An 11,919-nucleotide genomic window follows, 5' to 3' on the forward strand; every position below is an offset into this window, starting at 1 on the left:
TGATTGTCTCACACAGCGGCCATTGCCTCAGCAGGCTTCTAAGCGTTTATTAACTTAGGAAGGACGGGTGCTGGTTGGGAACGGCCATGCGGCGGCCGGAGCCAGTACGGTTTTCGCTGCTGGAGCGGCGGCTGGCGCTGCGGCTGCTGGAGCAGCTGCTGGAGCGGCGGCCGGCTTGGCGGCTTCCTTCTTCGGAGCTGCTTTTTTAGGAGCGGCTTTTTTTGCTGCTGGTTTAGCGGCTGGAGCGGCTGCCGGAGCGGCGGCTACTGGCGCTGGCGCAGCGGCTGGAGCGGCGACCGGTTTAGCGGCTGGCTTAGCTGCTTTCTTGGTTGCTGGCTTCTTGGCGGCGACAGGTTTGGCAGCAGCTGCAGGCTTCGCAGCTGCTTTAGCTGGCTTTTTTGCTGCTGGCTTAGCCGCAACCTTTGCAGCCGGTTTGGCTGCCGCTTTTACTGCTGGTTTTTTGGCAGCGACTTTTTTAGCGGCTGGCTTGGCGGCTACTTTTTTGGCGGCTGGTTTAGCGGCGGTTTTAGCGGCTACTTTTTTAGCGGCTGGCTTGGCAGCGGCTTTTTTCGCTGCTGGCTTAGCGGCTACTTTAGCTGCTGGTTTAGCTGCTACTTTTTTCGCTGCTGGCTTGGCGGCTGCTTTTTTAGCGACTGGCTTGGCGGCTGCTTTAGCGGTGGTTTTTTTCGCTGCTGGTTTAGCGGCGACTTTTTTCACTGCTGGCTTAGCTGCTGCTTTAGCGACGGTTTTCTTCGCTGCTGGTTTAGCGGCTGCTTTTTTCACTGCTGGTTTAGCGGCTACTTTAGCGACGGCTTTCTTCGCTGCTGGTTTGGCGGCTGCTTTTTTCACAGCTGGTTTTGCGGCTGGCTTGGCAGCGGCTTTTTTCACTGCTGGTTTAGCGGCAGCTTTTTTCACTGCTGGCTTGGCGGCAGCTTTAACAGCTGGTTTAGCAGCGGCTTTAGCGGCAGCTGGTTTTTTTGCTGGAGCAGCGGCCTTGGCGGCGGCTGGTTTCTTGGCTGGAGCAGCTTTCTTAGCTGCTGCTGGTTTCTTAGCGGCGGTTGCCATGTTTAGTTCTCCTTGATCGGGGATCGGAAAAATTCGTTTACAAGATTTAAACCCGTCCAACCCGGGATTGGGCCAGGCGAATTATTCATCGGCGCAAACCAAAGCCGTTTGCGCTAATGAATTCGGCACTAGCTGAACTGCTGCATCTCCTCACAAGTGCAGCGCTTCAGCCATCGATCCACCCGCCTCCCCTTGGCCGGAGCGGCGTGTGGATACAAATCTTGTCGCGACGTTTTGCGGTGATCCGGGCGTGTACTCAGCTCCAGGTATCTACGTCGCAGCCACGTCGCGCTTTTCGTTTTCAAACAAAAAACCGCCCGGCCTGAATTGGATCAGGCAAGACGGTTGAGCAAAAACGACGTGGTGTTGTGCATATCAGTGTGAATCTGTGTCCCGTATCTCGGTCATCTGTGCGCGGTGCGCTCTTCAAAATTTCGCACTTTTTAAATCACGCATTTTCAAGTTCGTAAAGTACACGAAAACCTTGTCGGTGCGCAACCAGCACGATAGCGATTCACGCGCTTTTTTTACGACTTGCGCTCGCCAGCTCACATACATCGATCACTTCGGCATGCTCGCTTGCGTCTTCACACGCTGTTCACGCGCGCTCAATCGGGTTCGGGAAGTGCCTCGCGCATCGCGCCGAGAAATTCGCACTTCAAAGTAAGCCTTATGTCGCCTGGGTTTCTTCGATCTCGCCGTCACCGGAGAAAAAAATCGCGTCACCCGCTTCCGAATCCAAGAGCGCTTGCGCTGCTCGCGCACGCCGTTACTGCTCACTGTTTTTAATTCGTCGCGATTATGAGACAGAGTAAGGCGAATAGCAAGCGGAATACAGCGGTGCGCCGCATCGCGCCTGCGTTTTAGAGTGCTTGATCGAAGCGGATGTAACGCCGGCGCGTGGGTGTAAATCGACGTTAAGGCAAGCGGCGACAGGCCGCGTTTGAAATGAGGACGCGCTTACTCGGCGTCTTCGTGGCGACGGCGCACCACCCATTCGTTCATGTCGGCGGCCATCCGTTTGAGCAGGCGCGCCAGGTCGCGGCGCTCGGCGCTGCTCCACTCGGCCATCAATTCACCGACCAGCTGCTCGCGCATGCGGTCGATGGCGTCAGCCATTTCGCGTCCGGCCTCGGTCACCTCGGCTTCGCGCACGCGCTTGTCGCGCGTGCCGGGACGGCGCACCACCAGACCCAGTTCGTCCAGCCGCGCCACCTGCCTGCTGACGGTGGTGTAGTCGCGCCCCACCACTTCGGCCAGTTCCACCACGCCGATCGGACCGCGCCGATCGATGCGCACCAGCAGCGGCAGCAGCGCGCGTTCGAGTGGCATGGCCATCTCGGACATCAGGGCGACGTCGGGCTCGGGACGGCTCATGAAGCCGATGATGTCGAGCAGCGCGTCATGCATATCTCGGATATCTTTATTCATATGTGCATTATACACATAGTTATTGACACGATTTTGAGGCAGGAATAATATGTGCAAAATACACTCATTAAAGGAGAGCAGCATGCATACCGACATTCTGATCAGCGGCGCCGGTGCCGCCGGGTTGACGCTGGCGATCGATCTCGCGCGGCGCGGCATTCCCTTCCTGCTGATCGACCAGGCGCCGGCGCCATTCGCCGGCTCGCGCGGCAAAGGCATCCAGCCACGCACGCTGGAGATCTTCGAAGCGCTGGAGGTGGCCGACCGTATGATCGCCGCCGGCGGTCCCTATCCAGTACAGCGCCACTACCGCGCCGATGGCGGCCACGATGACGAAGCCGCGGTGCAGTCAGTCGCCGCCACGCCGTCCGAACCCTATGGCCAGCCGCTGATGCTGCCCCAATCTCTGACCGAAGGCATACTGCGCGCCCGGCTGGCGGAGCTGGGTCACGCACCGCATTACGCTCACACGCTGAGCGGTTTTGAGCAGGATGACTGCGGAGTCACCGCGCGCGTGCAGCGCACCGGCGGCGAGATCGAAGTGCGGGCGCGCTACCTGATCGGCGCTGACGGCGGCCGCAGCTTCGTGCGCAAAACGCTGGGGATCGACTTCCCCGGCGAGTCGCTGAACGCACGCGCTGTGGTGGCCGACCTCACGCTCAGCGGTTTGACACGCGACGCGTGGCATCGCTGGGGCAAGGGGGCGAACCAGATCAGCCTCTGTCCTTTGCAGGGTACGCAGCTGTTCCAGCTGCAGATGCCAATCCCGCTGGAAGGCGAGTTCGATCTGTCCGACGCCGGCATCGCCGCCGCCATCGCCGCGCGCACCGGGCGCAGCGACATCGTGGTCGACGCCGTGCATTGGCGCTCCGACTACGCCATGAGCGCGCGGCTAGCAGAGCGCTATCGAGTGGGCTGCATCTTCCTGGCCGGCGACGCCGCCCACGTCCATCCACCGACCGGCGGACAGGGATTGAACACCAGCGTGCAGGACGCCTGGAACCTCGGCTGGAAACTGGCCGCCGTGCTGCACGGCGCCGACGCGGCGCTGCTCGACACCTATGAAGCAGAGCGGCGCGAGATCGCGGCCGGCATGTTGGGCATGTCGACCCGGCTGCTCGACGCCGCCCGCGCCGGCGACCTGCGGCGCGGACGCGAACAGCAGCAGCTGGACCTCGGCTATCCCGACTCCTCGCTGTCGCTCGACGAGCGCGATGACGACGCGCCACTGCGCGCCGGCTACCGCGCACCGGATGCGCCGCTGACCGGCGCGGGCGGACAGCCGCGTCGTTTGTTTTCGCTATTGAATTCAGGGGAATGGATAATGCTGCGCTATGAAGCCGACACGCCGGCAGTCTTCAGCGCGCGTCGCGGCCTGCGCATCGTCACGATCGGCGAGCGCGGCGAACTGCGCGACCACGCCGGCCATCTGCGCGACGCCTACGGCCTCCATACCGGCGACATCGCCCTGCTCCGCCCCGACGGCTACGTCGCCGCCCTCACCCACGACGAACACAGCCCGGCGCTGGCGACATACATTGAGAAGTTAGTGGGTTAGGCGACGACGCGCCAGCCGCTCGCGCGCTTCGGCCAATGCGCTGCGGAGCTGGCGTTCCAACTCCTCTTTGGGCGGCAGTTCGGTCCAGAATTCGGCGACGGTGATGCCATCCTTATGCATTTGCAGCAGCTCGACCTGCTCATGACTGGACTCGGCGCACAGGATCAAACCGATGGGTGCCTCTTCGCCGGGCTGGCGCTCAAACTTGTCCATCCATCGCAGATACAGCTCCATCTGCCCCTTGTGCGCGGCCTTGAAGCGTCCCAATTTGAGTTCAATGGCGACCAGCCGGCGCAGACGGCGATGGAAGAACAGCAGGTCCAGATAGAAGTCCTCGCCATCGATAATCATCCGCTTCTTGCGCTCGACGAACGCAAAACCGGTGCCCAACTCCAGGATAAACGCCTTCAGCTGAACCAGGATCGCGCTCTCCAGATCCGCCTCATCGTACCCTTCGCGCAAACCGAGGAAGTCTAAAAAGTACGGATCCTTGAAGATGCCGACAGGAGCTGCCTCAAACGCAGCCGGCGACTCGGCACTGGCAATCAGGCTGCGCTCATAGGCCTTCCGCTCAATCTGCCGGCGCAACTCCCTGACGCTCCAGCACTCAGCGGCACTTTGGTTCGCGTAATACATGCGTGATGACTCGTTCTTTAAAGGTATCAACAGAACAAAGTGGCTCCAACTCAATTGTCGCGACAGTGTCGCGACAATTTCCGGATTGGAAAACGCTTGAACAAATTGCACCATGCGACGCAAATTCTGCGGCTCAAAGCCCCGACCAAACTCTTGTCGCAGTTCCTCCCCGATCCGCGTCATGACGCGCACACCGTACTGAGCTCGCTCGCCTTCCAGCACTTCAACAGACAAACGACGTCCCACGGACCAATAAAGCTGACTCAATTCCGCATTGACGGTTGCCGCTAAACGCTGGCGGCTGGACACAATAAGAGCACGTAATTCCGCGTGCAAAGCGGCCAGATTATTCGCCAGCATCACTTCTGAGTTATCCATGATAGTTCTCCTTGGTTGCTAAACCAAAGATCACTTTCACGCCTATCTCTTCAGCTCATATTGAGCTGGAACAGTAGTACACCTCAAATTTAAAGAGTATTATCTTAGCCATTAATTTCAATAAATAATTTTAATAGCAAATATGTTTGACTTTACTTTATCAACCTCCGAAGAGATTTGCGCTGAGCTGGGGCGGCGGTTGCGGGCGCGGCGGTTGATGCAGGAGTGGTCGCAGCTGGAGTTGGCGCAGCGCGCCGGGCTATCGGTGGGGACCATCAAGAATATGGAGGGCAAGGGCCAGGCATCGCTGGAGTCCTTCGTGCAGGTGGTGGCCGCGCTCGGCCTGGCCGACGATCTGGGCGAGCTGTTTCGCATCAAGATGGTGTCTATCGCCGCCATGGAGCAGGCCGAAAAGGCCAATCGTCAGCGCGCGCCACGCCGTTCAAGCAAATGAAAGTGCTGAGCGTCAGCTACAACGGCTGGGGCGAACACTGGCCGCTCGGCACCCTGGCGGACAATGGCCACGACATCCTGTTCGAGTACTCGCCCGAGGCGCTACGGCGCGGCATCGAACTGTCGCCACGCCATCTGCCATTAAGGGTGATCGCTTTCGGCGGCGCGCCGCGTCACCAACACTCCCTGCCCGGCCTGTTCGCCGACTCGCTGCCGGACGGCTGGGGACAACTGCTGATGGACCGGCTGCGCGGCCAGACCCGCGTCTCGCCGCTCGACCGGCTGGCCTTCATCGGCGAACATGGCATGGGCGCGCTCAGCTACCATCCGGCGACAACGCGCGAGGCGACGACGCCGGACCTCGCCGCCGCCGATCATCTGGCCGAACTGGCCAACGCCGCACAAGCCATCGGCCGTGGCGAGCCTCATCCCTTGCTCGGCCAACTGGCGCTGCTCGGTGCCGCCCCGCAAGGCAGCCGGCCCAAACTGCTGCTGTCGCTGCCAGACGAGGATGGCGCCGGCAGCCAACCCTGGCTAATCAAATTCCCCGCCCACGACGAGCATAAAGAAGTCTGCGCCATCGAACAGGTCTACGCCGAACTGGCCCGCGCCTGCGGGTTGGAGGTGGCGGACACCCGCCATATCGACCTTGGCCGCCGCCACGCCGCCATCGCCAGCCGTCGCTTCGACCGCGAGGACGGCCTACGCGTGCCGGTCCACACCTTGGCCGGTCTGCTGCACGCCGACTTCCGCCTGCCCTCGGTCGACTACAGCACCTTCCTGCGCGCCACCCGCCTGATCACCCGCGACCAGCGCCAGGTGGAAGCCGCCTTCCAGCGCTGCGTGTTCAACGTGCTGTTCCAGCATCGTGGCGACCACGCCCACAACATCACCTACCGCATGAACCGCAAAGGCGACTGGCAGCTAGCGCCATGCTACGGGCTGGGCTACAGCCACGGCCCGCTGGGCCAGCATCAGATGCCGGTGATGGGCGAATGCGCCGCGCCGGCGCGCGACCATCTGCTACGACTGGCCACCGACACCGCCGTCCCCGAGCGCCGCGCCCGCGACCTGATCGCCGCCATGACCGCCCAGGCCGGCCTGTTCGCGAAACTGGCCCGCCACGCGCCGATCCGCGCCGCCACCGCCAAAACCATCGCCCGCACCATCGCCGCCAACCGCGAACGCCTGCGCGGGGCGTAAAAAAAAGGCTCCGCAATGCGGAGCCTTCTTCGTCAGGGGGGGGCGAGGGGCGATTAGTCCCAGTTCAGCGCGCCGCCGGTCTGGTATTCGATGACGCGGGTCTCGAAGAAGTTACGCTCTTTCTTCAGGTCGATCATCTCGCTCATCCATGGGAATGGATTTTCTTCCTGGTCGAACAGCGTTTCCAGGCCGATCTGGGTGGCGCGACGGTTGGCGATGAAGCGCAGGTAGCCTTTGAACATGGTCGCGTTCAGACCCAGCACGCCGCGTGGCATGGTGTCTTCGGCGTAGGCGTATTCCAGATCCACGGCCTTCAGGAACAGCTGCTTGATTTCTTCCTTGAACGCAGGCGTCCACAGCAGCGGGTTTTCCATCTTGATGGTATTGATCAGATCGATACCGAAGTTGCAGTGCATCGATTCGTCGCGCAGGATGTACTGGTACTGCTCGGCGGCGCCCATCATCTTGTTCTGGCGGCCCAGCGCCAGGATCTGGGTGAAGCCGACGTAGAAGAACAGACCTTCCATCAGGCAGGCGAACACGATCAGCGATTTCAGCAGTTTCTGGTCCTGCTCCACGGTGCCGGTGGTGAAAGCCGGGTCGGTCAGCGTGTCGATGAACGGAATCAGGAACTCGTCCTTGTCACGAATCGATTTGACTTCGTTGTAGGCGTTGAAGATTTCCTGCTCGTCCAGGCCCAACGACTCCACGATGTACTGGTAGGCGTGGGTGTGGATCGCTTCCTCGAATGCCTGGCGCAGCAGGTACTGGCGGCACTCTGGCGCGGTGATGTGGCGGTAGGTGCCCAGCACGATGTTGTTGGCGGCCAGCGAGTCGGCGGTGACGAAGAAGCCCAGGTTGCGTTTGACCAGGCGACGCTCGTCGTCGGTCAGGCCGTTCGGGTTCTTCCACAGCTCGATGTCGCGCTGCATGTTCACTTCCTGCGGCATCCAGTGGTTGGCGCAGCCGGCCAGGTATTTGTCCCAGGCCCATTTGTACTTGAACGGCACCAGCTGGTTGACGTCGGTTTTGCCGTTGATGATGCGTTTGTCATCGGCGTTAACGCGCAATGCGACCTGCTCGGCCGTGCCTTCGCTTTCCAGCGCGGCTTGATTGATTTGCGGGGCCGCCGATGCGGCGTCTTCGTCCCAGGACAACGACATGATGAATTCCTCTATATATGTGTGGTGAAGCGCCATCCCCTCAGGGATGGCGCATGTTTCAACTTATTGGCAGGCTTCGCATTCCTCGAAACCGTCGTCGCCTGGACGCAGGTAGCAGGCTTCGCCATCGGCTTCAGCGGCGGCCGGAACCGGAGCAACCGGCGCCGGTGCGGCAGCCTTGGCGCTGGCCGACATGCCGCCATCCACTGCCACCGCGTTCAGCGCGCCGGTCTTGGAAGTCGACTTCTCGGTATGGGTGGCCGAGGTGGTACGCAGGTAGTAGGTGGTTTTCAGGCCACGCAGCCAGGCCAGCTTGTAGGTCTCGTCCAGTTTCTTGCCCGAAGCGCCAGCCATGTAGATGTTCAGCGATTGCGCCTGGTCGATCCATTTCTGGCGACGCGAGGCGGCTTCCACCAGCCAGCTTGGCGACACTTCAAACGCGGTGGCGTAGATATCGCGCAGGTCGTTCGGGATGCGGTCGATCTTGGCCAGCGAGCCGTCGAAGTATTTCAGGTCGGCGATCATTACCTCATCCCACAGGTCACGCGCCTTCAGGTCACGCACCAGGTAGGAGTTGATCTCGGTGAACTCGCCCGACAGGTTGGACTTCACGTACAGATTCTGGAAGGTCGGTTCGATGCAAGCCGACACGCCGATGATGTTCGAAATGGTCGCGGTCGGAGCGATCGCCACGCAGTTCGAGTTACGCATGCCGAACTTGGCGATACGCTCACGCACCGGGGTCCAGTCCATGGCCGACGACAGATCCTGCTCCAGATAACCGCCGCGCTCTTCGGCCAGCAGCTTGATCGAGTCCTGCGGCAGGATGCCGCGATCCCACAGCGAACCTTTGTACGACGCGTAGTGGCCACGCTCTTCGGCCAGCTCGGTCGAGGCCAGGTAAGCGTAGTAGCACACGGCTTCCATCGAGGTATCGGCGAACTGCACCGATTCCATCGAGGAGAACGGCACACGCATCATGTGCAGGCAGTCCTGGAAGCCCATCACGCCCAGGCCGACCGGACGGTGACGCATATTGGCGTTGCGGGCTTTTTCAACCGCGTAGTAGTTGATGTCGATCACGTTGTCCAGCATGCGCATCGCGGTGCGGATGGTTTTCTGCAGCTTGACGTGGTCCAGCTTGCCCTCTTTCATGTGGGCTGGCAGATTGACCGAGCCCAGGTTGCAGACGGCGATTTCGTCAGGACCGGTGTTCAGCGTGATCTCGGTGCACAGGTTCGAGCTGTGGACCATGCCGACGTGCTGCTGCGGCGAACGGATGTTGCACGGATCTTTGAAAGTGATCCATGGGTGGCCGGTTTCAAACAGCATCGACAGCATCTTGCGCCACAGGTCCAGCGCCTGGATTTTCTTGAACACGCGGATTTCGCCGGCGGCGGCTTTGGCTTCGTAGCCCAGGTAGGCTTTTTCGAAGGCCTTGCCGACCAGGTCGTGCAGGTCCGGGGTGTCGGATGGCGAGAACAGGGTCCACTCGCCTTTTTCCATCACGCGCTTCATGAACATGTCTGGAATCCAGTTGGCGGTGTTCATGTCGTGGGTGCGGCGGCGGTCGTCGCCGGTGTTTTTACGCAGGTCCAGGAACTCTTCGATGTCCATGTGCCAGGTTTCCAGGTAGGCGCACACCGCGCCCTTGCGCTTGCCGCCCTGGTTGACCGCCACGGCGGTGTCGTTGACCACTTTCAGGAACGGCACCACGCCTTGCGATTTGCCGTTGGTGCCCTTGATGTGGGCGCCCAGCGCGCGCACCGGGGTCCAGTCGTTGCCCAGACCGCCGGCGAATTTGGCCAGCAGCGCGTTTTCCTTGATGGCGTCGTAGATGCCTTCCAGGTCGTCCGACACGGTGGTCAGATAGCACGACGACAGCTGCGAACGCAGGGTGCCCGAGTTGAACAGGGTCGGGGTCGACGACATGAAGTCGAAGGTCGACAGCAGGTTGTAGAACTCGATGGCGCGCGCTTCGCGGTTGGCTTCGTTCAGGGCCAGGCCCATCGCCACACGCATGTAGAACGCCTGCGGCATTTCGATGCGAACGTCGCGGATGTGCAGGAAATAGCGGTCGTACAGGGTTTGCAGGCCGATGTAGCCGAACTGCAGGTCACGGTCGGCAACAATGGCTTTGGCCAGTTTTGCCAGGTCGAACTCGCCCAGTTTGGTATCCAGCAGCTCGGCGGCGATACCTTTGGCGATATATTCAGGGAAGTAGGTGACGTATTCAGCGGCGGCGCCAGCTTGTGCCACTTCTTTGCCGAACACTTCTTTACGGATGGTGTGCAGCAGGATGCGGGCGGTCACTTGCGAGTAAGCCGGGTCCTTTTCCATCAGCGCGCGGGCAGCCAGGATGGCGGATTTGTGCAGCTCTTCGACCGGTACGCCGTCGTACAGGTTTTTCAGGGTTTCAGCGACGATGGCGTCGGCGTCGACGTGTTTTTCCAGGCCGATGCAGGCAGCACCGATCAGGCTGGTGACGCGCGACAGTTCCAGCGGCTTGCGCTCGCCGTTTTCCAGCACGTTGATTTGCGGCGCATTGATGGTGGCGGCGGCGCCAGCGGCTTCCTTGGCGGCGCGGCGCTCTTCCATATGCTTGGCGCGGTACAGCACGTAGGCGCGGGCAACGTCATGTTCGCCCGAGCGCATCAGCGCCAGTTCGACCTGATCCTGCACGTCTTCGATGTGGAAGGTGCCGCCGGATGGCTGGCGGCGCACCAGGGCAGCGACCACGTTGCTGGTCAGCTCTTCCACCAGTTCACGGATGCGGGCCGAGGCAGCACCTTGACCGCCGTTGACGGCCAGGAAGGCCTTGGTCACGGCAACTGCAATTTTCGACGGTTCAAACGCGACAACCGCGCCGTTACGGCGGATGATGCGGTAGTCACCGAGTGCGCTGGCAGCCACGGCTGGGCTGCTGGCGGTACTCGCAGCAGCTGCAGGTACCAGTGCTGGATTGATGGTGATGTCTTGAGTAGATTGCATTTAAGCTCCCCGGTTACAACGTGCAGTCATTGCTGCGCCGCGTATATGTTTGTTAAGAATCAGTGTCACTGCAACCACTAGATCTAGTGTCGAGCCCTGCCCGATCCACTGATTGTAGTAGCCGCTCAATACCCGTGCAAGGGGAAATTTTGTCGTTTACGGCAATTTTTCTATTGACTTTGCGGAAGCCCTTTTACTACGCGCAATCCCGCGATAGCGTTCACTAACGCGGGCTCGGCCGCTGCCTTTTTGTTGAGCAGCTTCCGATAATATTCCCAATTAAATAACGGTCCAGGATCGGTTTTCCGTCCCGGCGCGATGTGTTCGTGACCTTGCACATCAGTCAACGGATAGTGCTGTTGCAGCGCCAACGTCAGCGCCACCAGCGCCTCGTACTGCGCCGCTTCGAACGGCACCACGTCGCTGCCCTCCAGTTCGATGCCGATTGAATAATCATTGCATTTTTCACGTCCGCGAAAACTGGACACGCCGGCATGCCAGGCACGTTCGTTAGCAGAAACGTATTGAATGACGCGGCCATCGCGCCGGACCAAAAAATGGCTGGAAACCTTCAGGCCGCGCAAGTCGGCGAACGAGGGGTCAGCATTATAGTCGATCCGGCCGGTGAACAGGTCGGACACGTGCGGACCGCCAAAACAGCCGGCCGGCAGCGAGACGTTATGAATCACCAGCAGCGTGATGTCGGCCGGGTCCGGACGGGTGTCGAAATTCGGGCTGTCGTAGCGCGCGGCCTGCGGCAGCCAGCCGTCAAACGTGCTCACTGCTCGGGCTCCTGGATGTTCAGCTTTTGCATCTGGTAGCGCAGCTGGCGGAAGCTGATACCCAGCAGCTGCGCGGCCTGGGTGCGGTTGAACTGGGTCTGCGCCAGCGCGCGCAGGATGATGTCGCGCTCGATCTGGTTCAGGTACTCGGGCAAGTTGGATGGTAGCGCGTCGGCCGGCAGCGGCGACGTCGATGGCGCGGCCGCTGCCGGTGCAGGCGGCGCCAGCGTCGGCGCAGCCGCGATGGCGGCGGCGAGCG

10 protein-coding genes are annotated in these 11,919 nt (G+C 61.0%); 3 read left to right on the forward strand and 7 right to left on the reverse strand.

Annotation, left to right across the window (positions count from 1 at the left end; translation table 11 throughout):
- Positions 1-54: 54 nt before the first annotated feature.
- Positions 55-1,065, reverse strand: coding sequence for a transcriptional regulator (locus GJ699_RS22460; RefSeq protein ID WP_154380464.1), 1,011 nt, complete (start codon positions 1,063-1,065; stop codon positions 55-57).
- Positions 1,066-2,025: 960 nt separating this feature from the next.
- The gene (locus GJ699_RS22465) at positions 2,026-2,496 is read right to left on the reverse strand and encodes a MarR family winged helix-turn-helix transcriptional regulator (RefSeq protein ID WP_229262236.1); all 471 of its coding nucleotides are present in this window, start codon (positions 2,494-2,496) and stop codon (positions 2,026-2,028) included.
- Between the two features lie 82 nt (positions 2,497-2,578).
- Here GJ699_RS22465 and GJ699_RS22470 point away from each other — a divergent pair, with 82 nt between their 5' ends.
- Complete coding sequence (locus GJ699_RS22470; protein ID WP_229262237.1) at positions 2,579-4,054, forward strand: FAD-dependent oxidoreductase; 1,476 nt, start codon at positions 2,579-2,581, stop codon at positions 4,052-4,054.
- Here GJ699_RS22470 and GJ699_RS22475 read toward each other — a convergent pair.
- Positions 4,043-5,068, reverse strand: coding sequence for a PDDEXK nuclease domain-containing protein (locus tag GJ699_RS22475; protein WP_229262238.1), 1,026 nt, complete (start codon positions 5,066-5,068; stop codon positions 4,043-4,045). The genes GJ699_RS22470 and GJ699_RS22475 overlap by 12 nt on opposite strands.
- A 142-nt stretch (positions 5,069-5,210) precedes the next feature.
- On the opposite strand from GJ699_RS22475, the gene GJ699_RS22480 reads away from it, so the two are divergent.
- Together GJ699_RS22480 and GJ699_RS22485 are read left to right on the forward strand one after the other, a co-directional pair.
- Positions 5,211-5,522 (forward strand): helix-turn-helix domain-containing protein, encoded by a 312-nt coding sequence (locus GJ699_RS22480; protein WP_154380468.1) that lies wholly within the window; start codon positions 5,211-5,213, stop codon positions 5,520-5,522.
- Positions 5,519-6,724 (forward strand): type II toxin-antitoxin system HipA family toxin, encoded by a 1,206-nt coding sequence (locus GJ699_RS22485; RefSeq protein WP_154380470.1) that lies wholly within the window; start codon positions 5,519-5,521, stop codon positions 6,722-6,724. The genes GJ699_RS22480 and GJ699_RS22485 overlap by 4 nt, the downstream gene beginning before the upstream one ends.
- 53 nt (positions 6,725-6,777) lie before the next feature.
- Here the strand turns inward: GJ699_RS22485 and GJ699_RS22490 are convergent, their stop codons facing one another.
- The 4 genes from GJ699_RS22490 to GJ699_RS22505 all read right to left on the reverse strand — a co-directional run.
- On the reverse strand, positions 6,778-7,887 hold the full coding sequence (locus tag GJ699_RS22490) for a ribonucleotide-diphosphate reductase subunit beta (RefSeq protein ID WP_154380472.1): 1,110 nt from the start codon (positions 7,885-7,887) through the stop codon (positions 6,778-6,780).
- Positions 7,888-7,950: 63 nt separating this feature from the next.
- Positions 7,951-10,878, reverse strand: a complete 2,928-nt coding sequence (locus GJ699_RS22495; RefSeq protein ID WP_154380474.1) for a ribonucleoside-diphosphate reductase subunit alpha — start codon at positions 10,876-10,878, stop codon at positions 7,951-7,953.
- 170 nt (positions 10,879-11,048) lie between these two features.
- Complete coding sequence (gene ampD, locus GJ699_RS22500) at positions 11,049-11,660, reverse strand: 1,6-anhydro-N-acetylmuramyl-L-alanine amidase AmpD (RefSeq protein ID WP_371867632.1); 612 nt, start codon at positions 11,658-11,660, stop codon at positions 11,049-11,051.
- The coding region (locus tag GJ699_RS22505; protein WP_229262239.1) for a helix-turn-helix domain-containing protein at positions 11,657-11,919 on the reverse strand (263 nt) is incomplete at its 5' end. The genes ampD and GJ699_RS22505, both read right to left, overlap by 4 nt.

The organism is Duganella guangzhouensis (assembly GCF_009674535.1).
Taxonomy (GTDB): Bacteria; Pseudomonadota; Gammaproteobacteria; order Burkholderiales; family Burkholderiaceae_D; genus Rugamonas; species Rugamonas guangzhouensis.

Coding starts and splice junctions, on each gene's coding strand:
- GJ699_RS22460 (WP_154380464.1), bottom strand. CDS start 1,065: ATGGCAACCGCCGCTAAGAAACCAGCAGCAGCTAAGAAAGCTGCTCCA.
- GJ699_RS22465 (WP_229262236.1), bottom strand. CDS start 2,496: ATGAATAAAGATATCCGAGATATGCATGACGCGCTGCTCGACATCATC.
- GJ699_RS22470 (WP_229262237.1), top strand. CDS start 2,579: ATGCATACCGACATTCTGATCAGCGGCGCCGGTGCCGCCGGGTTGACG.
- GJ699_RS22475 (WP_229262238.1), bottom strand. CDS start 5,068: ATGGATAACTCAGAAGTGATGCTGGCGAATAATCTGGCCGCTTTGCAC.
- GJ699_RS22480 (WP_154380468.1), top strand. CDS start 5,211: ATGTTTGACTTTACTTTATCAACCTCCGAAGAGATTTGCGCTGAGCTG.
- GJ699_RS22485 (WP_154380470.1), top strand. CDS start 5,519: ATGAAAGTGCTGAGCGTCAGCTACAACGGCTGGGGCGAACACTGGCCG.
- GJ699_RS22490 (WP_154380472.1), bottom strand. CDS start 7,887: ATGTCGTTGTCCTGGGACGAAGACGCCGCATCGGCGGCCCCGCAAATC.
- GJ699_RS22495 (WP_154380474.1), bottom strand. CDS start 10,878: ATGCAATCTACTCAAGACATCACCATCAATCCAGCACTGGTACCTGCA.